Origin of the sequence: Rhizobium sp. AQ_MP, from assembly GCF_014237835.1 — a bacterium.
Taxonomy (GTDB): Bacteria; Pseudomonadota; Alphaproteobacteria; order Rhizobiales; family Rhizobiaceae; genus Allorhizobium.
The window spans coordinates 297,025-318,782 of the sequence record NZ_JACJVI010000002.1; the positions used below are offsets into that span (position 1 = coordinate 297,025).

A 21,758-nucleotide genomic window follows, 5' to 3' on the forward strand; every position below is an offset into this window, starting at 1 on the left:
TCGTGCTTTCTTCAGGCCTGGAAGGTGATGCGACCGTCGCAGATGGTGACGGCGGGTCGAACGGTTTCCATGATGTCTTCGGGGGCGACGGCCTCGATGTCCTTTGTGAGGATCACGACGTCTGCGAGATAGCCGGGCTTCAGCATACCCTTACGGTCTTCCATGAACTCCACCCAGGCGCCGATCGCGGTATAGGCTTCGAGCGCTTCCATGAGCGAGAACCGCTGGTCCTTCAGGCCCTCTTTCCACGGCTTGCGGGTCAGCGCATCCTGTATGCATTGGAAGGGCGATACCGGGGAGACCGGCCAGTCGGAGGCAAAGACGACAGGTGCGCCTGCTTCCTTCATGGTCCGCCAGGCATAGGCATAGTCCCAGCGGTCCTCGCCGATCTTCCAGGTTGTCGGCTCTGCCGGGAAGCAGGTGCCGCCGGGATAGTGGACTGGTTGCATGGATGCGACAATGCCGAAGGTGGCAAAGCGTGGAATGTCGTCCGGATGGATGACTTCGATGTGCTCGATGCGGTGACGGTTGCCGCGCTTGCCGTTCGCCTTCACGGCAGCCTCGAAGCCGTCGAGTGTCTGGCGGATGGCCGCACTGCCGATGGCGTGGACGGCGACCTGCAGGCCCAGCGCATCAGCCTTGGTGGCGATCGCATTGAAGGCTTGCGGCGTGAACAGCGGCTCATAGGTATAGCCCGGTCGGTCGCCGTAACCGTCGAGCATGTAGGCGGTCTGGCTGTCGAGCACGCCGTCCATGAAGACCTTGACGAAATCGCCGCGCAGCATGTCGGTGGCAAACTCCTTCTTCCATGCGGCTGCCTTGTCGAGATCCTCCAGCGCCATGAAATTCTTCATGTGATAGGGGATGCGGATGCGGCAGGAGAGTTCGCCGGCCAGTTCCAAGTCGCGCATCAGCCGCAACTGATAATGATTGCCGTCGAAATTCTGGATCGAGGTGACGCCCCAGGAAGCGCAGTAGTCGAGGCCGGCCTTCAGGATGGCGCGGTCGAGGGCGAATTGCTCCGGCGTGACATTTTCCGGATCCATGCCGGTCACCATGCCGAGTTCTTCGCGGCCGCCTGTGGAGGCGAGCGCCGAGACTGGGCCGAAGGCGTTGCCTTCGCGCAGCTCGCCATTGGCGAGGCCATCCGGCCCCATGACGATCTCGTTGCCGATGCCGACATCCTTGCCCTGAAGGATGCCTGCCTTCTCCAGTGCTGCCGTGTTGGCCCAGGCGGTGTGATGGTCCGGCGCGAACATCATGAAAGGGCGGTCCGGCAGGATCGCATCCAGGTGATGGCGGGTGCAGGGTTCGGTGAGCGAAATGATCGAGTAGTCGGCGGAAAAGCCCATCAACAGCGGCTCGTCCGGGTTCTTCTCTGCATAATCGAGGATTGCTGCCTTGAGAGCGTCGAAGCCCTGAATGCCGTGCAGGTTCAGCTGGCGCAGTGAGACCGAGCCGGGGAAGATGTGCATATGGGCTTCGTTGAAGCCTGGCATGACGGTTGCACCTCTGGCGTCGATCCGCTGCGTGTTCGGACCGGCCAGAGCCTCAACCTCGGATTTGCTGCCGACTGCGAGAATGCGGTTGCCAGCGAGGGCCACGGCTTCGGCGCGGGGCGAGCTGCCATCCATCGTAAGAACGCGGCCGTTGGTGATGATGATGTCTGCGGTGGTTGCCATTTCAGGCTCCTTTGATCTCATGCGGTCCAGGCGCTGAGCGCGCGGAAGAAGGCGAAGTTGTCGTGCTTCAGCTCGTCGTCCAGCGGGTTCGGTTGGGACGAGAGCTTGACGATGGTGGTCTCTGTGGTTGGGTCGACGTAAAGCCACTGGCCATGAATGCCGATGGCGCAGAAGGCACCATCCGGTTCACCGGACTGGTACCACTGGCTGCGATAGCGACCGTTGGGGAAGAAGTTGGATTTGCCCTCGACCCAGGCCTGGTGGTCGCCTGCCGTCAGCATGTCGGTGAGCCAGGCTTCGGGGATAACGCGTTTGCCGTCGACCGTGCCGCCACTTCGCAGCATCTCGCCCACACGGGCGAGGTCGCGCGCGGTCACTAAGATGCCGCCGGCGGCCCGCGCCGTGCCTTCGGCATCGACGGTGACGCTGGCATGGTTCTTCGCGCCGAGCGGCTTCCAGAGGCGGACCGAGAGAACATCGGCGTAGCGCTCGCCGGTCGCACGCTCGATCAGGATGCCGAGCAGGTCTGAATTGGGGGAGGCATAGAAATGCGCGCCGCCATGGGGATGGGCGTCTTTCTTCAAAGTCGTTAGAAAGGCGAGCAGCGTTTCGTTCGGCTGGCTCCTGTCGGCCGGGTTCCACAGCGTGGCACGGCGATAGCGGGCGTAGGCACCATCGGTGTTGAGATAGGCCTCGTCGAAGGCGAGGCTCACGCGCATGTCGAGCACGTCGCGGATGGTGCAGTCGCCATAGGCGGAGCCGGCTGCTTCCGGCAGGAGATCCGTCACGGGCGCTTTCGGATCGATCAGGCCATCGGCCTCCAGTGTGGCGATGACGAGAGCGGTGAGTGACTTGCTGATCGAGAAGACGATGTGGCGCTGGTCGATGCCGGCATGAGCCGCATAGTGTTCGGCGACGATTTTCCCCGCCTTCATCAGCACGAAGGCGTCAGTATGGGCATAATCGAGATAGGCGCCGACATTCGGCTGACCAGCCAGTCCTTCAGATAGCGCCTGGCCGAGAAGATCGGATTGGACGGTCATTCCCTCGGGGTGCTGGGCGGTCGCTACAATTGGCGCACTTGGGACGATCTCCTCGACATGGCCGAAACTGAAGCGGCTGAACGGGGCGGTACGCCAGTTGTCCAGCGTCACGGCGCTTCTCTCGAACCCGTAGGCCTCGGCAAAACGCGTTGTCATCGGGGCATGCTCCTCTTGCGGGAGGGCGATAAAGCCCTCCCGTTTCGACGGTCTTCAAATGTGGATCGGAGTTACTTCTGAACTTCGGTCCAGATCTTGGTGTAGAGTTCCTGCACCGCCGGTTCGCAGGTCAGCAGGAATTCGCCGGCCTTTTCGAACTCAGCCGGAATGACGAGCTCCGGCGCGTCCTTCATCGCCGGGTCCATGAACTGCTCCGAACCCTTGATGCCGTTGGCATACTTGGCGAAATTCGAGATCAGCGCGGCGTTTTCCGGCGCCATGATGAAGTTCAGGAAGGCCTTGGCGTTATCGGGATTCTTCGCATCCTTGAGGATGACCGCGCTGTCCATGAAGATGGGGAAGCCTTCCTTGGGATAGCCGAACTTGACGTCCGGGTTCTGGATGCGTGAGCGCATGATGGCGCCATTCCAGTAGTAGACGCCCGCGTAGTCGCCGGTCGGGAGCTTGTCGGTGACGCTGTAGTCCATGGCGAGCCACTTGGACTTGGCTTCCACGAGCTTATCGCGCACCTTGACCAGCACTTCCTTGTCCGTGGTGCACCAGCTGCCGCCAAAATACTTGATGGTGGCGAAGAGCACGTCGTTCATTTCCGGAGTGACGTTGATCTTGCCGACCAGTTCTTCCGGCGGGTCGAGGAAAATGGCCGAGGTGTTCAGGTCGCCCTTGTAGAACTTGGTGTTGACGCCGATGCCGGTGACACCCCACTGCCACGGAACCGAATAACGACGGCCGGGATCCCAGTCGACATTGGTCCAGCGCTCATCGACATGCTTGAAATTCTCCATCTGGTCCGGACGGGCTTCAAGCAGCAGGCCCTCATTGATCCAGATCGGCATGTAGTTGGCCGAGGGCATGACGATGTCGAAGCCGTGGCCGCCGGCGCGGACCTTGGCGAGTGCGGTGTCGTTGGAATCATAGTCGGTTACGGTGACCTTGACGCCGAACTGTTCCTCGAACTTCTTGATCAGTTCGGGGCTCGTGTAGTCACCCCAGTTGTAGATGTTGAGTTCGCCCGCGGCCGATGCCGCGCCTGCCAAACCCAGCACCGAGATGGCGGCGATGGCCGTGGTCGTCATCCATTTTCTTGTCATTTCCGTTCCTCTCTGTTGGTTGCTTTTATGCTTGCGGCTTGCGCCGGTTGATGAAGAAGAAGATCACGATCAGCACCGTGGATGCCGCGAGGAAGATCGTCGCGATGGCGTTGATCTCCGGCGTCGTTTCACGACGGATCTGACCGAGCATGTAGGTGGGCAGGGTGTCCTGGCCGCCGGATTTGACGAATTCGGTGATGACGACGTCATCGAGCGAAATCACGAAGGCGAGCATGAAGCCGGCGATGATGGCGGGCCGCAGAAGCGGCAGCGTTACAAAGCGGAATGTCTGCCAAGGCGTGGCATAGAGGTCGGCCGCCGCCCGCTCCAGCGTCAGGTCCATGCTTTCGAGCCGCGCCCGCACCGGCAGATAGGCGAAAGGAATGCAGAAGGCCGTATGGGCCATGATGAGGTAGCCGAGGCCGGAATACCCGGTCCAGACCTTGATGCGCGAGAAGACGATCAGGAGTGCAACGGCGGTGACGATTTCCGGGATCATCAGCGGCTGGTTGATGATGGCGTATTTCGCCGTCAGGCCGCGATAGGGCTCGGTGCGGGTGGTGGCAAGTGCTGCCATGGTGGCGGTCACCGTTGCCAGACCGGCGGCCCAGAGCGCGATGACCACGGATCGAAGTGCTGCCTCCTGCACGGCACCGTTCTGGAAGGCGGCAGCAAACCAGCGCAGTGAAAAGCCGCCCCAAGTGGCCAGCGAATCGTTGGCGTTGAACGAATAGGCGACGAGTGTCGCGATCGGCAGATAGAGCGAGAAGAAGGTGAAGAGCGCGATCAGCCCAAAGCCCGGTTGCGAGCGGATGTCGAAGCGACGTTCAGCCATGACGCACCCCCGACTTCGCAGCGTTGCGGACATAGAAGAGCAGGGCAATCATGACGAGCGCCATCAGTGTAATCGACATCGCAGCGCCGAGCGGCCAGTTGCGGCCGGCCCCGAACTGCAGTTCGATGAGGTTGCCGAGCATCAGGTTCTTGCCGCCACCGAGAACACGCGGAATGACGTAGGCGCCGAGCGAGGGGATGAAGACCAGGATTGAACCGGCGATCAGGCCGGGCTTCACCAGCGGAATGATGATACGCCAGAGCACCTGAAGGCGGTTGGCATAGAGGTCGTATCCCGCTTCCACGAGACGGAAGTCGAGCTTCTCGATCGAGGCATAGAGCGGTAGCACCATCAGCGGCAGATAGACATAGGTCATGCCGAGCAAGGTGGCCGTGTCGGTGTAGATGATCTGCAGGGGCGTATCGATGATGCCAAGCCAGATCAGGATGTTGTTGAGAATACCCTCGTTGCGGATGACCTGCTGCATGGCGAAGGTGCGGATCAGGAGGTTGGTCCAGAAGGGAATGGTGATCAGGAAGACCCAGATTTCCCGGGTGCGCGCGGGTCGCGTGGCGATGAAGTAGGCCGTCGGGAAGCCGAGGATCAGGGTGAAGATGGTGGTCTGGAGCGACAGTTTGATCGAGCGCCAGAAGATCGCGAGATGGGCATCGGCGATGCCCAGCGTGTCGTCGAAGATGTCCCGCTGCAGGAAGACCGAGGTCCAGCCTTCGAGCGAGAAGGTACCGAACTTGACGTCGCCGTAATCGCCCTTCGCGAGGAAGGAATAAAGGACCATGACGAACAAGGGGCCGACAGCGGCAACGAAGATGATCAGGAGCGCCGGGAGGCTGAGCAGCCATCGGTTTCGGACATCGCGCGATCGGGCAGTCTCGGGAGCCGTTTTCATCGCGCTCATGGTCAATCCCTCAGGATCTGCGCGACATCGTCGCTGACCAGGATGCCGACGGACTGGCCTTCAGCCACCCCGCAGCTGCCACTTCGACTGTTCTGCTGACGAACGCTGAAGAGCGATCCTCCTTCGAGACGGACGTTAATGGTCGTATCGGTGCCGAGATAGACGACGTTTTCGACCGTGCCTTTCAGCGTTGCCGCATCCGTCGGCTCAACGATGGCCGCATGCTCCGGACGGATGACGATCGTGACCTTGCCTGAGGGCGTGGTGTTCTCCGGGAAGGTGGCGGGGATCTCCCGGCCCGAGCGCAGCCGCACTTTCGCTCGGTCGCTCTGGACCGAGGCGACTTCGACTTCCAAGAAATTGGTTTCTCCGATGAAGTCGGCGACAAAGCGTTCGGCCGGGCGATCATAGATGTCCCAGGGCGAGCCGACCTGGCGAAGGCTGCCCGTCGACATGACCGCGATGCGGTCCGACATGGTGAGCGCCTCTTCCTGGTCGTGGGTGACAAAGATGAAGGTGATGCCGGTTTCCGCCTGCACGCGCTTCAGCTCGATCTGCATTTCCTTGCGCAGCTTGTAGTCGAGCGCCGACAGAGGTTCGTCGAGGAGCAGCACCTTCGGCTTCGGGGCCAGCGCGCGGGCAAGCGCCACGCGCTGCTGCTGGCCGCCGGAGATCTGGCTCACCTGCCGGTCGCGCATCTTGGTCATATGCACGAGTTCCAGCATCTCGGCGACACGCGCCTCGATCTCGGCCTTCGGCTTGCCCAGCATCTTGAGGCCAAAGCCGATGTTTTCGGCAACCGTCATATGCGGGAAAAGCGCGTAGGACTGGAAGACCGTGTTGACCGGTCGCTTGAAGGGCGGGAGCGGGGCGATGTCCTCGCCATGCAGGAGTATTTCGCCAGTGGTCGGGAAATCGAAACCGGCGATCAGTCGAAGCAGCGTGGTCTTGCCGCAGCCGGAGGGACCCAGCAGCGTAAAGAACTCGTTTTCCTTGATCTTGAGGAAGATCCCGTCCAGTGCGGTGACCTTGTCCTGTCCGGTTCCGTAGACGCGGCTGACGCCGCGGATTTCGATGGCTGCCTTGTCAGATGCGGAAGTCAAGCAGTGCCCCCTGGCGTTCGGTTATGCGCGATGTGCTTTTGTTGACCCTGTGATCGGCAAGCTTGTCCGGTCGCAGGTTGGCGCAGAGGATGTCACGCAAGTCACGTGCCAGCTTTCAGGCATGCGGAAGTCTCCCCTTGTGGATCTGCCGTCCAGTCGCCGAATCGGCAGGCGACTTCAGGCATTTGTCCTTTTTCGTCGACGTTCCCGTGATATGGCGATGAGGTTCGACGTTCCCTGCATCACCTTCTTTTGAGGCATGTTGCCTCTAATTTGGTCGTTTGACCATTTTTATTTTCGACGTCCCCAAAGATTTCCGGAAGCGCATGGCAGGCCTGCGTCGAGCGCCGGGCATGGCGCTTGACAGGGCAATGTCGGCAAGCCCATCGTTGCCATCCGCCCGATCTCTGCGCCCATTGCAACGGAGCCCCGCGTGTCCGATCCGACTTCCCTGTCCCTGACGAGCCTCCTGAAGGCGCTCGATGACGGCAGTCTTTCTGTCGAGGACGTCATGGTGTCCTTCCTTGAGAGAATCGACCGCTTCAATCCGAAGATCAATGCCCTCGTCGGTCTGCGCTCCCGCGACAGCCTGATTGCCGAAGCCCGGGCGAAGGACGCGCAGCGACGGGACGGCACGGCGCGGGGCGCCCTGCATGGCGTGCCGGTTGCCATCAAGGATCTGAGTGAGGCCAAGGGCATTCTGTGCACCTATGGGTCGCCGCTCTTCCACGATTACGTGCCTGATTTCGACGACATCCAGGTCGAGCGCATCCGGGCGGCCGGTGCGATCATCATCGGCAAGACCAACACGCCGGAATGGGGTTTTGGGTCGCACAGTTACAATCCTGTCTTCGGCGTCACACGCAATCCCTGGGACCTGAGCCGTTCTGCAGGCGGATCAAGCGGCGGGGCAGGGGCAGCCCTTGCCGCGCGTCTCGTGACGGTCGCTGATGGCAGCGACATGATGGGCTCACTGCGCAATCCTGCTGCCTTCAACAATGTCGTCGGCTTCCGACCGAGCTTCGGACGCGTGCCCACGCTTCCGGGTCGGGATGCGTATCTCAACCAGCTCGCGACGCTCGGGCCGATGGGACGCTCCGTCGAGGATGTGGTGACGCTTCTCAACGTGCAGTCCGGTTTCGACCCTCGCGACCCGTCTTCTTTCGAAAGTCCTGCCGTTGCTCTCGATCCCGCCATCGTCGCCAAGGGCGGTCGCATCGGCTGGCTCGGCGACTTCGGCGGCCATCTGCCCTTTGAAGCAGGCGTGCTTGAGCTGAACGAGAAGGCGCTCGGTGTCTTCGACAAACTCGGTTTTTCTGTTGAGCCTGTGCGCATCGACTTCGACATGGAACGCCTCTGGTGGGCCTGGACGACGTTGCGCAGCTATTTCACGGCCGGCAGCATGCGGGATTTCTACGAAGACCCCGGCCGGCGTGGTTCGCTGAAGCCGGAGATCCTCTACGAGGTGCGTTCGGGGCTGCGCATCCAGGCGGCTGATATCTACGAGGCCTCTGCCGTCCGCACGGCCTGGTATCAGGCGCTCGCGAAGATCTTCGAGACCTTCGATTATCTGGTTGCCCCTGCCGCTCAGGTCTTTCCCTTCGATGCCGAGATCCCCTGGCCACGCGAAATTGCGGGCAAACACATGGACACGTACCACCGATGGATGGAGGTGGTGATCGGCCCCAGCATGGCCGGTCTCCCGGTTGCCGCACTGCCGGCGGGGTTCTCGCCCCACGGTCTGCCCAGCGGCTTCCAGCTGATAGGCAAGCCTCGGGCCGATCAGTCGGTCCTGTCGGTTGCTGCTGCCTATGAGGCGGCGACCGAGTGGCTCGGCCGGCTTCCTTTGCTTGACTAGCCTGATTGCGGGATAATTGGCCGCGCGGCTTGAAGCGCGACATGATTTGGTCCAACGATTCCGAAACAGTCGCGGTGTTTCACCTTTCTCCCCGTCCGGGTTCTCGGCCCGGATGACACTTCTGGATTTCCTTCATGAACCTAGTTTTCGACGGCCACAATGACGTCCTCCTGCGCCTCTGGCGCAGCCGCAACGAGGGCCGCAATCCCGTGGCCGAATTCCGCAACGGCACCAGCGCCGGGCATATCGATGCGCCGCGCGCCAAACGCGGCGGGCTCGCGGGCGGGCTTTGTGCGATCTACATTCCGTCGCCGCATGACTTCAACCTGCGCGAACCGGATGCCAACGGGCATTACTCCACGCCGCTCGATCCGCCACTGGAGCGCATCCCCTCGCTCGACATCGCGCTGCAGATGGCGGCCATTGCGCACCGTCTGGACCAGGACGGCAGCTGGCGGCTGTGCCGAACGACCGCAGAGATCCGCAAGGCCATGGCCGATGGCGTCTTTGCGGCCGTCATGCACATGGAAGGCTGCGAAGCGATCGATGCCGACCTCGAAACGCTTGAGGTGTTCTATGCCGCAGGCCTGCGGTCGCTCGGGCCGGTCTGGAGCCGCAACAACATCTTCGGCCATGGCGTGCCCTTCGCCTATCCGAGCTCACCCGATACCGGGCCGGGGCTGACGAAAGCCGGCGAAGAGCTGATCCGGGCCTGCAACCGGCTCGGCATCCTGATTGATCTCGCCCATATCACCGAGAAGGGCTTCTGGGACGTGGAGCGTCTCAGCGACCAGCCGCTGATCGCCAGCCATTCCAATGTGCATGCCCTGACGCCCGTTGCCCGCAATCTGACCGACCGTCAGATGGCTGCGATCAAGGCCAGCCATGGTCTGGTCGGCTTGAACTACGCCGTCACCATGCTGCGTCCCGATGGTCGGGACGATGCCGAGACCTCGCTTGCGACAATGGTCAATCATATCGACTATCTCGTCGATCGCATGGGGATCGATTGCGTGGCACTGGGGTCGGACTTCGACGGTGCGACGATCCCCAATGTCATCGGAGATGCTGCCGGCAATCAGCGTCTCGTGACGGCGCTCAAGGAGCGCGGCTATGGCCCGTCTGAGCTCGACAAGATCTGCCGCGAGAACTGGTTGCGGGTGCTCGCTTCCGCCTGGCACGAGTAAGCCAAGGCTTTTCCTTGCTCAGGCGACGCGCCGACCGGAGCGCCAGGCCGACTTGACGAAGGGATGGCCGCCCTGGAGGTCGACGCGGATCAGATCGGCCTTGAGGCCGGTCTTGATGGCGCCCCGGTCCGGCAGATTGCCCGCGAGCGCCGGTGTGCGTGTGACCATGGCGACCGCGCTTGGCAGGTCGTAGTCGAGGCCCGGATCGGCCGCGATCATGAAGGCGGCGTCGAGCATCGAGCGTGGCACATAGTCTGAAGCCAGGATATCGACGAGACGTGCGGCGAGCAGATCACGCACGGCGATGTTGCCGGATTGCGAGCCACCACGCACGAGGTTCGGTGCGCCGGCGACGATGTGCATGCCTGCGGCACGGGCTGCTTCCGCCGCCTCCATCGAGCAGGGGAATTCCGAGATCGAGACGCCCTCGGCGACACCTTCCTCGATATGGGCGACATCGGTATCGTCGTGGCTCATCAGCGGCATGGCGCGCGCGCGGGCAAGGGCGACGATATCAGGCCGTGTCGTCGCGGCGATATGGCTCTTTTCCGCGACCAGAACCTTGATCTTCTCGCGCACGAGCTCGGGGCTCTCTCCCGTCGATTTGCAGGCGCGGTGGACATAGGCCTCGATGTCGCGGCTCTGGCGGATGCCGGGCAAATGCTCCATGACCGAGATGACGCGGACGATCTCGCGGTCGATATTCTCGGCCGTCAGTTGCGGGGTCACCGGGTCTGTCAGTTCGCAGCGCAGGTGCACGAGATGTTCGGCCCGCAGCATGGCCGAGTTTTGAGCCTGCTCCAGCGCCTCGATCATCGGTTTCAGGATTTCGGCGCGCTCCGGATTGTCGGTGGTGGCACCGACACAGAGACTGTCGAAGACGGTGGTCACGCCGCCGCCGATGATCTGGGCATCATGGGCCAAGGCGGCGCGCATGAAATCCCAGCGCACATGGGCGCGCGGATAGAGGTGCTTCTCGAAATGGTCGGTGTGGATGTCGACGAGGCCGGGCAGAAGATAGTCGCCGGCAAAATCAAGCGCATCCGCATGGCGTGAGGGGCCTTCGTGGATCTCGACGATCTCACCGTTCTCGACCACGACAGAGCCATGCAGCACATGACCCGTTGTCACGACGCGGGCATTTGAGAGGATCAGAGCCTCACCGCGCGCGGCTTCATGGGCTTCACCCGTCGCATCCGTCTCACGCAGCATGTCCGAGCCTCCATCCTGTTTTGTCGACAGGGTCTCTAGGCTTGTTTCATGACGCTTTGGTGTCAGTCAGCAGGAATGGCGGCTTCAGCATAGGAGCTTTACGCAGTCGTCGGCAATCACCTGTTCCTCGTCGGTGGCGATGACCCGGATCTTCACTCGGCTCTCCTCGCGGGAGATGACGGCTTCGTTGCGGTCATTCGCGTCAGCGTCGAGGAGAAGGCCGAGAAAGCGCAGGCGCTCGATCACCGAGCGGCGGATTGCCGGCTGGTTCTCGCCGATGCCGGCGGTGAAGACCATCGTGTCGAGGCCCCCGAGGGACGCCGCAAGCCGCGCCACTTCGCCGGCAATCCGGAAGGTGAAGACATCGAGCGCCTCGCAGGCCTCTTTCGACGGCGTTTCCAGGAGCACCCGGCTGTCGGCGCTGAGGCCGGAGAGGCCAAGCAGGCCGGACTGTTTGTAGATCATCTCCTCGACCTGTGTGACGCTCAGCCCATGGGCGTCGATCAGATGGAAGAGCACACCGGGATCTATGGCCCCGCAGCGGGTCGCCATCGGCACGCCGTCGATGGTGGAAAAGCCCATGGAGGTGTCACGGCTCGAGCCATGTTCAAGGGCGCAGAGGCTGGCGCCGGAGCCAAGATGGGCGACAACGGCGCGACCGCCGGCGGTCTCGGGTTCCAGCGTTTTCAGGGCGCCGGCGACATAGGCATAGGAGAGACCGTGAAAGCCGTAGCGCTTGACGCCCTTGTCGAACCATTCGCGCGGGATGGCGAAGCGTCTCACCGTGTCGGACTGGGTCCGGTGAAAGGCGGTGTCGAAGGAGGCGCTCTGGCTGAGGCCCGGTTTCAGCGCGGCAATGGCCCTGATGAGGCGGAGATTTTGCGGCTGGTGCAGCGGGGCCAGCGTCACCAGACTCTCGATGCCGGCCAGGCTCGTCTCATCGATGTTGACGGCATCGGCGAAGAGATCACCGCCATGGACGACACGGTGGCCGACAGCCGAAACGGCGTCGAGGTCGTAATGCTCGGAGAGCCAGTCGAAGACCTCTTCCAGCACGTCGTGCAGGAGATCATCGGTCTTCGCTACGAGGGGCACGTCGAAGACCTGCGGGCCCTCGATGAGATGGAAGGTCAAAGGCTCGGCGCGGAAGTCGATGAGGCCCTTGCCGATGCGTCTCGCGCCTTCCGGCTCGCGGGCGAAGATGCCGATCTTCACCGAGGAAGAGCCGGCATTGAAGGTCAGCAGCAGTTTCTGGCTCATGCCTTGCCACCAAGGGCTGACGCACGCTTGGCGGCGACCAGCTTCGCCAGGGCTGCCGAGGCGATGCGGACGCGCAAGCTGTCGGAGCGGCTGGTCAGGATGATCGGCACGCGGGCGCCGAGCACGAGGCCAGCCGCATCGGCATTGGCGAAATAGAGGAGCTGTTTGGCGAGCATGTTGCCGGCTTCAAGATCAGGCACCAGCAGGATGTCGGCGTCTCCGGCGACGGGGGAGACGATGCCCTTGGTGCGGGCTGCCTCCATGCTGATCGCATTGTCGAAGGCAAGCGGGCCGTCGACCTTGGCCCCCCGGATCTGGCCGCGCGCTGCCATGACGGTTAAGGCTGCTGCCTCCAGTGTCGCGGGCATCTTGTCGTTGACCGTCTCGATGGCGGCGAGCACGGCGACCTTGGGCTCTGCCACGCCCAGCATATGCATGAGATCGACAGCATTCTGGCAGATGTCACGCTTGTGTTCGAGCGTCGGGGCGATGTTGATCGCCGCATCCGTGACGATTAGCAGCTTGGAATAGGCCGGCACGTCCATGACATAGACATGGCTAACGCGGCGTTCGGTCTTGAGGCCCGAGCCGCTGCCGACGACGGCACCGAGCAGTTCGTCGGAATGCAGGCTGCCCTTCATGACAGAGCCGACCTTGCCGGCAACCGCAAGCTCGACGGCCAGGGCCGCTGCCGCATGGCTGTGTTCGGACGGCATGATCTCGAAGCCGTCGATGGAGATGCCGGCCTTTTCGGCGGCGGCACGGATCTTGGCCTCGGGGCCGATCAGGATCGGCTCCAGCAGGCCTTCGTCACGGATCTCGACGGCACCCTCGATCGCTTCCGGCGAACAGGGATGGACGAGTGCCGTCTTCATCATCGGTAGGCTGCGGGCCTCGGCGACAATGGCGTCGAAGCGGTCATGGCGCTGGAGGGAGACGTCGGGGGGAAGGTTTTCCGACCAGCTGATGCGCTCGATCGGGGCCCGCACGCGGGCTTTGCCAACCAGTACGGGCTCGCCATGTTGATTGACGCAGCGAGTGTCGAAGATCAGCGTGTGACCGTCGCTTTCCTTGCTCATCAAGGTCACGGTCGCGGTGATCCGGTCGCCCGTCGCGATTTCTTTCCAGAACTCCAGATCCTGACCGAGATAGACGGTGCCGGGGCCGGGCAGGCGGGTGTCGAGCACGGCCGAGATCATGCCGGCCGGGATCAGCGACTGGCCGAGCGGCACGGGATTGTTGTCGCCGGACAGTGCTGCGAAGAGTTCGATGTCATCGGGGCCGATCACGCGGGTAAGGCTGGCGGCATCGCCAAGCTTCAGCTCGTCAAACATGCGGTTGGTGAGGACTGGTCTTTCCATGTCGCCTTCGTCTTCCATTGTCGAACCGTCCTCCCCCGATCCGTGTCACTCTGCAGCCGGTCTGCGTCAACGGCATGACCGGGCTTGGCGGGCAATCTCTGCGGTGGTGGGACCGTTGTCCTTGACTTGGGTCAAGGGTGGGTTGGACGAAAGTGGAGGCTCTTACGGGGCGCATAATCCGTTTGGTCGTTTGCCGCGCGCGCGATACCCCCCTCTGTCGGCTACGCCGACATCTCCCCCTCAAGGGGGGAGATTGCCAGCCGGCGCTATGCCTCGTGACCAAACATCCCTTCTCCTTCGACAGCCGGAACTTAGCGGCGGTTGAAACGGTGCGGCGATCCGATCTCCCCCCTTGAGGGGGAGATGCCCGGCAGGGCAGAGGGGGGTATCCGCAGGGAGCCGAGATCACCCCCACCTGTCTCGCCAGGCCGGCTGCGCATTCGCGTAGGGCAGTGCCACGGCCTCGAACACCCCGCGGGCGATGGCGCGCGCCGTCACCAGCGTGGCCAGATGGCAGAGTTCCATGAGGTCGGCTGCGCCATTGCTTTCGCGCCTACCCGTCGAGGCGGCAAACATCGTGTCGCCATCGAATGGCAGATGCGCCGGGAGGACTGCGCGGGCCAAGCCATCATGCGCGGCGATCGACAGGCGGTGGAGTTCGGGTTTGGAGAGCGTGCAATCGGTGACGACGGCGCCGATGGTGGTCGCCGTCAGCCGCAGGCCTTTGATGCGCATCGCCCGGTCCTCTGCGCTGACATGGGCGGGTTGGCCAAGTCCGCCAAATTCCTGGCCCTCCTCGAAGGGAGCCGCCCAGAAATGCGGGCCGTCGCCGCTCACCACAGACCCCATGGCGTTGACGGCGACGAGAGCGGCGATGGTGTGGCCGGACGAGGAGACGGCGCTTGCGGAGCCGAGGCCGCCCTTGAGGTTGGCCGTCGTCGCGCCCGTTCCGGCGCCGACCGTGCCGAGCGGAAAGGCACCCCTGGCTGCATGTTTGTAGGCCTCGTAGCCGAGGTCGCGATAGGGCGCATGCGGGCCCCAGTCCTTGTCGCCGCCATTCAACAGATCCATCAGGATCGCCTGCGGCACGATCGGCACGCGCACCGCGCCCACGGCGAAGCCGCGACCCGCAGCGCGCAGGCCCGACTGCACGCCGCCGGCTGCATCCAGCCCGAAGGCGGAGCCGCCCGAGAGCACGAAGGCATCGACCTGTTGCACCGTCATCGAGGGGTCGAGCAGCGTCACGTCACGCCCACCCGGCGCACCACCGAGCACGGTGCCCGAAGCGGTTGCCGGTTCGTCGAAGACGATCACCGTCACGCCGGACCCGAGCGTCAGATCGGTGGCATGGCCGACCGAGAGGCCGTCGATATCGGTCAGGAGGTTGAGCGGGCCGTTCGGCATGAGGTGTGTCTCCGGGTGGGTGGCGGAGAGTGGCGAAGATCATGGTCTTCGTCCAGCGCGCCATTGGCTTCTCTTCCGCATGAAACGGATGATGCCAATGGCCAGTAAGATTGAAAGCGGAGACAGTATACCTGCAACCCAAATCACCGAGACCGCATCGCTGCATTGGTAGGCACCGGGGCAATGGAGGTTCTGGTAATCTGTCCATGCGACGAGCCCGACAAACCCAAATAGAGTTGCCGAGATGAGGGCGGCGGCGGCCACTATCGGCAGCATGGTGACCAAGAGGGCTTTGATGAGAGGCAAGTTGGGGGCTCCGATTTGTATCCGCGTTAGACGAAGTCCATGGCTTTCCGGTGGCAGACGATTGCAGCTTGCTGTTGCTGCCCCCAGCCCCTCATCCGCCTGCCGGCACCTTCTCCCCGCGAGCGGGGAGAAGGCCGAGACGGCAACCGCGCGTGCCTCCCTCTCCCCGCCTGCGGGGAGAGGGTAGGGTGAGGGGCAAAGCTGCGCACTTTGCGGAACCGGCGCTTGCTTCCTTTAGAATGCGTGACGATGACGGTTCGTCAAGTTGATGGAACAACCGAGACCCGCCCACATTTGCACCACGCGTCCCGGTTGACGCACGCGCCTTGCAACGCGATGTAGCCTCAACGCCACCGATCAGGATACCGCTCATGCAGCATCTCAAGCACCATCTTACCCGCATCGCCTCGGCGGCCGAAAAGCGTGTCTGGCTGACGGCGCTTGTCGCCGCACTTGTCGCCTATTTCCTGTTCGAACTGACCGGCGAGGTGCTGGAAGGGGAGACGCGGGCCTTCGATGAAGGCGTGCTCCTGATGCTGCGCGATCCCTCCGATCCGGCCCTGCCGGTCGGGCCCAGCTGGCTCACCAAGATGATGGTGGACATCACGGCGCTGGGTGGCGTCACCGTGCTGACGCTGCTGGTGACGCTTGTCGTGGTCTATCTCGCGCTGCGCCGCAAGTTCCGTACGGCGATCTTCGTCACAGTGTCGATCCTCGGCGGCTGGGGCTTGAGCAGCGCCATGAAGCTCGGCATTGCAAGACCCCGCCCGGAAGTGGTGCAGCACCTCGTCGAAGTGACCGACATGAGCTTTCCGAGCGGCCATGCCATGCTGTCCGCCATTACCTATCTCACGCTTGGTGCGATGCTGTCGCGGCTCGAGGAAACGCCTTCGCTGCGCTACTTCTTCCCGCTGGTCGCCGTCTTTCTCACCCTGCTGATCGGCTCCAGCCGCATCTATCTCGGCGTGCATTACCCTACCGACGTGCTCGGCGGCTGGGCGGCGGGGACTGTATGGGCCTGTGGGAGCTGGTTTGTGGCGCGGTGGATGTTGGGGCGGCCAAGTGGGCGCTGAAGCGCCCACTTGATCAGGTTCAATGCTTCAACGCCTTCGGATCCAGCGCATCGCGGATGGCGTCGCCGATATAGTTCACGCTCAAGACCGTCAGCGAGATCGCCAGGCCGGGCCAGATGACGCGGGAGGGGTTGATCTGCAGGAAGTTGGCGCCGTCGAAGAGCAGGCGGCCCCAGGTGGGGAAGTCGGGCGGGAAGCCTAGCCCCAGGAAGGACAGCGCGGATTCGGTGATGATGGCCGTGGCGATGCCGAGTGTTGCCGAGACCATGATCGAGGACATGACGTTCGGCAGGATGTGCTTGCTGATGATGCGGTGTTCGCGCATGCCGCTCGATTTCGCCGCCAGGATGAATTCCTGGCTCTTGATCGCCAGCACGTCGCCGCGAACAATGCGGGCCGTGTGCATCCAGCTGGTGATGCCGATGACGAAGACGATCAGGATGAAGATGCCGGTTTCCGGTCCGAAGGCCGCCCGCAGCGTGTCGCGGAAGAGCATGATGATCACCAGCAGGAGCGGCAGGAGCGGCAGCGCTAGGAAGAGATCCGTCAGGCGCATGAGCGGGCCGTCGAGCTTGCGGGAATAGCCGGAGAGCACGCCCACCAGCGTCCCCACCACCAGCGCCAGCAGCATGGCGGCCATACCGACGGCGAGCGAGATCTGCCCGCCGGCGAGCACCTGGGCCAGCATGTCCTTGCCGAGATTGTCTGTGCCAAAGGGATGCTCCCAGGACGGGCCCTGGTTCTTGGCGCGGATGTCGATCTTGTTCGGGTCGATCGTGTGGATATAGGGGCCGATGAAGACGGCGAGCACGATGAAGACGAAGACGACAAGGCCGGCGACGCCGCCCTTGTGAGCGCGGAACTGACGCCAGAGCATGGGCCAGAAGCTGCCGCTTTGCGGTCTCGTCTGGGGTGCTGTTGCGGTTGCGACGGCGGCATCACTCATAGCGGATCCTCGGATCGAGAATGCCGTAGAGAACGTCGGCAATCAGGTTGAACAGCACGATCAGGATCGCGAAGATGAAGGTCAGGGTCTGGACGAGCGGGATATCGGCGCCCTGGATCGCGGTGATCAAGAGCTGGCCGAGGCCGTTCACGCGGAAGACCTGTTCGGTGATGATGGCGCCGGAGAAGATCGTGGGCACGCCGAGCGCAATCACGGTCACGACCGGGATCAGGCTGTTGCGCAGGACATGCACGAGCAGCACGATCTTTTCCTTCACGCCCTTGGCACGCGCGGTGCGAACATAATCCATGTTGAGGTTGTCGAGCATGGAGGCGCGCACGAAGCGGCTGATCTGCGAGACATTGAAGAGGGTGAGCACCAGGACGGGCAGGAACATCTGCTTCACCTGGAGCACGAAGCTGTCCCAGCTGTTGACCACCAGCGTGGTGTCGTAGATCGACGGGAACCACTGCAGCCAGGAGGAGAAGATGACGATCAGCAGCACGCCGGTGAAGAAGGTGGGCACGGAGTAACCGACCATCGAGATGAAGGTGCCGATCTGGTCGAACCAGGAATACTGGCGATAGGCGGAGATGACGCCGATCGGAATCGCGATCAGCACGCCGAAGAGATAGGAGAGGCCGACGACCCAGAGCGTCTGGGGCAGGCGCTGGACGATCAGGTCGACTACGGGGCTGCGGGTCGCCCAGGACAGGACGCGCATGCGCTCGCCGGTGCCGACGGTGATGCCGGTGATCTGTTCGAAGATGTTGAGCGGTTCATTGATGAAGAACTGCTGCAGCCATTTCAGGTAGCGGATGAGGAAGGGCTGATCGAGGCCCATTGCGAGGCGGATCTGCTCGCGCACTTCCGGCGGGATGGTCAGCGGCAGGTCGCTCAGGGGATCGCTCGGAGCGAGGTCGAGCAGGGCAAAAATGATGAAACTGATGGCCAGTAGCGTCGGAACTGCGAACAGCAGTCGCCGAACGGTGAAGGTGAACATCGGCTGGTCTCCAGACTGTCGGCAAAAATGCGAGTGCCGGGCCCGCCTTTGGAGGCAGGCCCGGCACTGATGGCATTACTTGGCGCGCGACCAGTCGGCGACGTTCCAGAGTTCGGAGTCCCAGGCGTTCATTTTCACGCCAACCAGCGTGTTGTTGACAGCCGAGGGCTGGCCACGATGGATGAGCGGGATCTGGGCGACGTCGTTGGAGAGCATGTCGTTCAGCTTCTTGGCGATTTCGGCACGCTTTTCGAGCTCACCGGTCTTGCCGAGTTCCTTGACGAGATTGTCGTATTCCGGGTTGCAGTAGCGGACGATGTTCTCACCCTGCCAGCCGGTGGCCGGGCTCGGGATCTTGTCGCACATCCAGCCGGCCATGTACTTCTCCGGGTCGGTGCCATCGAAGTTGTTGGTGTACATCTGGATGTCGGCATAGAACTTCTGGAACGTGTCCGGAGAGGCCGGATCACCGCCAAAGAAGACGTTGGCGGAGATGTTGCGCAGCTCGACGGCAACACCGATCTGGCTCCACATGTCCTTCACCAGCGCCTGGGTGCCCTGACGGACCGAGTTGGTCGAGGTCTGGTAGAGGAAGGACAGCTTCACGCCGTCCTTTTCGCGGATGCCGTCGGAGCCCATCTTCCAGCCGGCATCTTCGAGCAGCTTGTTGGCGCCTTCGATGTCCTGCTTCAGGCACCAGTCAACGGCAGTCGAGACGTAGATATCCGGAGCCGGCAGGATGTTGCAGGTCGGCTTGCCATTGTCGCCGTAGCCGGCTTCGTCGATGATCTCGCGGTCGATGGCGATCGAGAGCGCGCGGCGAACGGCCGGATCGGAAAGAGCCGGATGCGGGCCCGCTTCCTTGGTCGAACGCTTGTCGCCGAGCGACGGGTCGACGCCATAGGGGTTGATGTCGATACGCTCGACCTGGGTGCCGAAGGCAACTTCGATCTTGCCCTTGCCGGCCGCAACCATCTGGGCCAGGATTTCGGGCTCGACCTGCATGTTCCAGGCGTAGTCGAATTCGCCGGTCTCCAGAACCGAACGGGCAGCCGACGCCGCGTCACCGCCACCCTTCAGGGTGACCGATGCAAAGGCCGGCTTGGCCGGATCGCGGTAGTTCGGGTTGGCTTCGAAGGTCACGACGTCGTTCGGCTTGAATTCCTTGACGACGAAGGGGCCGGTGCCGATCGGGCCGAAGTTGGCCGAGGTGCATTCCGGAGCCTTTATGCCAAGGCAGTCCTTGAACTGGGCGGCCTGGATCAGCGGAGCCTGCGCGCCGACAAAGGCGCTGTAGGGATAGGGCTTTGGATCGGCGAAGGAGACCTTGATCGTGGAGGCATCGACAGCCTCGACATTGGTCACGCCTTCGAAATAGGCGCCCTGAGCGCAGCCACCGTCCGGTGCCGTGCAGTATTTCCAGGTGAAGATCGCATCTTCTGCCGTGACGGCCGAGCCGTCAGACCACTTGAGGTCGGGCTTCAGCTTCCAGGTGATGCTCTTCAGGTCGGCCGCAACGCCGCCGTTTTCAACGGTCGGGATTTCGGCGGCGAGCATCGGAACCAGGTTGCCGGTTTCGTCATAGCGGGCCAGCGGCTCGATAACCATCGATGCCGCGTAGACTTCCTTGGTACCCCCAGACAGATAGGGATTCATCGTCGATACGGCCTGCCAGAAGATAATCTTCAGGTCGCCGTCGGTGCCGCGCTCGGCCATGGCCGGTGCGCCGGTCAGCGCGAAGGCTGCGGCAGATGCCGCCAGCATCAATTTACGAGTGTTCATTGGTCATTCCCCATTATTATTTGTTTGCAGGCATGATGGTAACCCGATCTGCCAGCCAGCGATGTGGCCAGCGCATTCGTCAAATGTCAACCACCTATCTTCTTGGTATTTTTGGAAAATCTGAGCTCCGCTGCAATTTTCGGAGTCGCGGCCAGCAATCCCGGACAGCGTGAATTTCTGTCGGGTTGGCTAAAATTTAGGCCATGTAAACACAAGCCTATTTTCCATGCAAGATGGAAATTTGCGGCTTGCCAAAGCTGTCCATCACGGCACAGTATGCGCGAAATCCTGCGGGGAACAACGACAAAAAGAGGTTGCTTCATGCCAGTGCTCAACCGCGCCAGCGAACTTCAGCCCGAAGTCGCTGAGTGGCGCCGCCATCTGCATCAGAATCCCGAACTCCTGTTTGACGTGCATGGCACGGCAGCCTTCGTGGCCGAGAAGCTCAAGGAATTTGGCTGCGACGTGGTGAAGACGGGCATTGGCCGCACCGGCGTGGTCGGGATCATTAAGGGAAATCGCGGTGATGGTCCGGTCGTGGGTTTCCGTGCTGACATGGATGCGCTGCCGATCCACGAGATGTCCGGAAAGGCCTGGGCCTCCAAAACGCCGGGAAAGATGCATGCCTGCGGCCATGACGGACACACCGCCATGCTGCTTGGAGCTGCCAAGTACCTCGCGGAAACGCGCAATTTCCGCGGGTCGATTGCGGTCATCTTCCAGCCGGCTGAAGAAGGCGGCGGTGGTGCGCGCGAAATGGTTGCGGACGGCATGATGGAGAATTTCGGCATCCGGCAAGTCTACGGCATGCACAATCATCCGGGCATGGCCGTGGGGACGTTTGCGACCCGCAAGGGCTCGATCATGGCGGCGGCGGATCAGTTCGACATTGAGATCGAAGGCCGCAGCGGCCATGCTGCACAGCCGCACAAGAGCGTCGATCCGGTGCTGGCGGCGTCCCAGGTCGTTGTCGCGCTGCAATCGATCGCGTCACGAGAAGCCGACCCGCTGAGTTCGGTGGTCATCACCGTCACCAAGATCCATGGCGGCGATGCCTATAACGTCATTCCTGACATGGTGAAACTTTCGGGCACCGTGCGCACGCTGCTTTCCGAGATGCGCCAGATGGCCGAGACCCGCATCGGGGAGATTGCCTCGGGGGTTGCGATGGCAATGGGTGCCAAGGCGACACTGCGCTATCACCGCGGCTATCCGGTCACCTTCAACCACGCATCGGAAACCGAGTTTGCCGTCGACATCATGCGCAAGGTGGCCGGAGACCATGCCGTTAGCGATGCCTTCCCGCCAACGATGGGGGCTGAAGACTTCTCTTACATGCTTGAGGCTCGACCGGGTTCCTTCGTCTTCATCGGCAATGGCGACACGGCGAACCTTCATAACTCGGCGTATGACTTCAACGACGAGGTCATTCCCTATGGCATCAGCTACTGGGTGACGCTTGCCGAGACGGCGCTCGCCGCCTGATCCATCCACCAGATCTCGAGACATAAATAAAAGG

At 62.5% G+C, this 21,758-nt stretch carries 17 protein-coding genes; 4 read left to right on the top strand and 13 right to left on the bottom strand.

Going from position 1 to position 21,758, the window contains the following annotated elements; genetic code table 11:
* Positions 1–11 precede the first annotated feature (11 nt).
* The 6 genes from H6M51_RS04555 to H6M51_RS04580 form a co-directional block, all read right to left on the bottom strand.
* Complete coding sequence (locus tag H6M51_RS04555; protein ID WP_185808699.1) at positions 12–1,682, bottom strand: amidohydrolase; 1,671 nt, start codon at positions 1,680–1,682, stop codon at positions 12–14.
* Between the two features lie 17 nt (positions 1,683–1,699).
* A complete protein-coding gene (locus tag H6M51_RS04560; protein ID WP_185808700.1) occupies positions 1,700–2,881 on the bottom strand; it encodes a serine hydrolase in 1,182 nt (393 codons plus the stop codon).
* Between the two features lie 71 nt (positions 2,882–2,952).
* A complete protein-coding gene (locus tag H6M51_RS04565) occupies positions 2,953–3,993 on the bottom strand; it encodes an extracellular solute-binding protein (RefSeq protein WP_185808701.1) in 1,041 nt (346 codons plus the stop codon).
* A 25-nt stretch (positions 3,994–4,018) separates the two neighbouring features.
* Complete coding sequence (locus H6M51_RS04570; RefSeq protein ID WP_185808702.1) at positions 4,019–4,828, bottom strand: ABC transporter permease; 810 nt, start codon at positions 4,826–4,828, stop codon at positions 4,019–4,021.
* On the bottom strand, positions 4,821–5,735 hold the full coding sequence (locus H6M51_RS04575; protein WP_185808937.1) for an ABC transporter permease: 915 nt from the start codon (positions 5,733–5,735) through the stop codon (positions 4,821–4,823). The genes H6M51_RS04570 and H6M51_RS04575 overlap by 8 nt, the downstream gene beginning before the upstream one ends.
* 11 nt (positions 5,736–5,746) lie before the next feature.
* Positions 5,747–6,847, bottom strand: coding sequence for an ABC transporter ATP-binding protein (locus H6M51_RS04580; protein WP_185808703.1), 1,101 nt, complete (start codon positions 6,845–6,847; stop codon positions 5,747–5,749).
* Between the two features lie 433 nt (positions 6,848–7,280).
* On the opposite strand from H6M51_RS04580, the gene H6M51_RS04585 reads away from it, so the two are divergent.
* Positions 7,281–8,705 (top strand): amidase, encoded by a 1,425-nt coding sequence (locus H6M51_RS04585; RefSeq protein ID WP_185808704.1) that lies wholly within the window; start codon positions 7,281–7,283, stop codon positions 8,703–8,705.
* Positions 8,706–8,839: 134 nt separating this feature from the next.
* Positions 8,840–9,892, top strand: a complete 1,053-nt coding sequence (locus tag H6M51_RS04590; protein ID WP_185808705.1) for a dipeptidase — start codon at positions 8,840–8,842, stop codon at positions 9,890–9,892.
* A gap of 18 nt (positions 9,893–9,910) precedes the next feature.
* Here H6M51_RS04590 and H6M51_RS04595 read toward each other — a convergent pair whose 3' ends face one another.
* The 4 genes from H6M51_RS04595 to H6M51_RS04610 form a co-directional block, all read right to left on the bottom strand.
* Entirely contained in the window at positions 9,911–11,104 is a 1,194-nt protein-coding gene (locus H6M51_RS04595) for an alpha-D-ribose 1-methylphosphonate 5-triphosphate diphosphatase (RefSeq protein ID WP_185808706.1), read from the bottom strand.
* Between the two features lie 84 nt (positions 11,105–11,188).
* Entirely contained in the window at positions 11,189–12,364 is a 1,176-nt protein-coding gene (locus H6M51_RS04600) for an acetate/propionate family kinase (protein WP_185808707.1), read from the bottom strand.
* A complete protein-coding gene (locus tag H6M51_RS04605; protein ID WP_210314703.1) occupies positions 12,361–13,743 on the bottom strand; it encodes a bifunctional enoyl-CoA hydratase/phosphate acetyltransferase in 1,383 nt (460 codons plus the stop codon). The genes H6M51_RS04600 and H6M51_RS04605 overlap by 4 nt, the downstream gene beginning before the upstream one ends.
* 387 nt (positions 13,744–14,130) lie before the next feature.
* A complete protein-coding gene (locus H6M51_RS04610; RefSeq protein ID WP_185808709.1) occupies positions 14,131–15,129 on the bottom strand; it encodes a P1 family peptidase in 999 nt (332 codons plus the stop codon).
* Between the two features lie 677 nt (positions 15,130–15,806).
* Between H6M51_RS04610 and H6M51_RS04615 the strand changes: the two genes are divergently transcribed.
* Positions 15,807–16,508, top strand: a complete 702-nt coding sequence (locus H6M51_RS04615) for a phosphatase PAP2 family protein (RefSeq protein ID WP_185808710.1) — start codon at positions 15,807–15,809, stop codon at positions 16,506–16,508.
* A 19-nt stretch (positions 16,509–16,527) separates the two neighbouring features.
* Here the strand turns inward: H6M51_RS04615 and H6M51_RS04620 are convergent, their stop codons facing one another.
* From H6M51_RS04620 to H6M51_RS04630, 3 genes are all read right to left on the bottom strand, one after another.
* Complete coding sequence (locus H6M51_RS04620; protein ID WP_185808711.1) at positions 16,528–17,454, bottom strand: ABC transporter permease; 927 nt, start codon at positions 17,452–17,454, stop codon at positions 16,528–16,530.
* The gene (locus tag H6M51_RS04625) at positions 17,447–18,457 is read right to left on the bottom strand and encodes an ABC transporter permease (RefSeq protein WP_185808712.1); all 1,011 of its coding nucleotides are present in this window, start codon (positions 18,455–18,457) and stop codon (positions 17,447–17,449) included. Before H6M51_RS04625 ends, H6M51_RS04620 begins: the two co-directional genes overlap by 8 nt.
* A 75-nt stretch (positions 18,458–18,532) precedes the next feature.
* Positions 18,533–20,239 (bottom strand): peptide ABC transporter substrate-binding protein, encoded by a 1,707-nt coding sequence (locus H6M51_RS04630; RefSeq protein ID WP_185808713.1) that lies wholly within the window; start codon positions 20,237–20,239, stop codon positions 18,533–18,535.
* A 321-nt stretch (positions 20,240–20,560) separates the two neighbouring features.
* On the opposite strand from H6M51_RS04630, the gene H6M51_RS04635 reads away from it, so the two are divergent.
* A complete protein-coding gene (locus H6M51_RS04635) occupies positions 20,561–21,724 on the top strand; it encodes a M20 aminoacylase family protein (protein WP_185808714.1) in 1,164 nt (387 codons plus the stop codon).
* The last annotated feature ends 34 nt before the right edge of the window (positions 21,725–21,758 follow it).

Coding starts and splice junctions, on each gene's coding strand:
- H6M51_RS04605 (WP_210314703.1), bottom strand. CDS start 13,743: ATGGAAGACGAAGGCGACATGGAAAGACCAGTCCTCACCAACCGCATG.
- H6M51_RS04595 (WP_185808706.1), bottom strand. CDS start 11,104: ATGCTGCGTGAGACGGATGCGACGGGTGAAGCCCATGAAGCCGCGCGC.
- H6M51_RS04600 (WP_185808707.1), bottom strand. CDS start 12,364: ATGAGCCAGAAACTGCTGCTGACCTTCAATGCCGGCTCTTCCTCGGTG.
- H6M51_RS04635 (WP_185808714.1), top strand. CDS start 20,561: ATGCCAGTGCTCAACCGCGCCAGCGAACTTCAGCCCGAAGTCGCTGAG.
- H6M51_RS04560 (WP_185808700.1), bottom strand. CDS start 2,881: ATGACAACGCGTTTTGCCGAGGCCTACGGGTTCGAGAGAAGCGCCGTG.
- H6M51_RS04630 (WP_185808713.1), bottom strand. CDS start 20,239: ATGAACACTCGTAAATTGATGCTGGCGGCATCTGCCGCAGCCTTCGCG.
- H6M51_RS04570 (WP_185808702.1), bottom strand. CDS start 4,828: ATGGCTGAACGTCGCTTCGACATCCGCTCGCAACCGGGCTTTGGGCTG.
- H6M51_RS04620 (WP_185808711.1), bottom strand. CDS start 17,454: ATGAGTGATGCCGCCGTCGCAACCGCAACAGCACCCCAGACGAGACCG.
- H6M51_RS04590 (WP_185808705.1), top strand. CDS start 8,840: ATGAACCTAGTTTTCGACGGCCACAATGACGTCCTCCTGCGCCTCTGG.
- H6M51_RS04555 (WP_185808699.1), bottom strand. CDS start 1,682: ATGGCAACCACCGCAGACATCATCATCACCAACGGCCGCGTTCTTACG.
- H6M51_RS04610 (WP_185808709.1), bottom strand. CDS start 15,129: ATGCCGAACGGCCCGCTCAACCTCCTGACCGATATCGACGGCCTCTCG.
- H6M51_RS04565 (WP_185808701.1), bottom strand. CDS start 3,993: ATGACAAGAAAATGGATGACGACCACGGCCATCGCCGCCATCTCGGTG.
- H6M51_RS04575 (WP_185808937.1), bottom strand. CDS start 5,735: ATGAAAACGGCTCCCGAGACTGCCCGATCGCGCGATGTCCGAAACCGA.
- H6M51_RS04615 (WP_185808710.1), top strand. CDS start 15,807: ATGCAGCATCTCAAGCACCATCTTACCCGCATCGCCTCGGCGGCCGAA.
- H6M51_RS04625 (WP_185808712.1), bottom strand. CDS start 18,457: ATGTTCACCTTCACCGTTCGGCGACTGCTGTTCGCAGTTCCGACGCTA.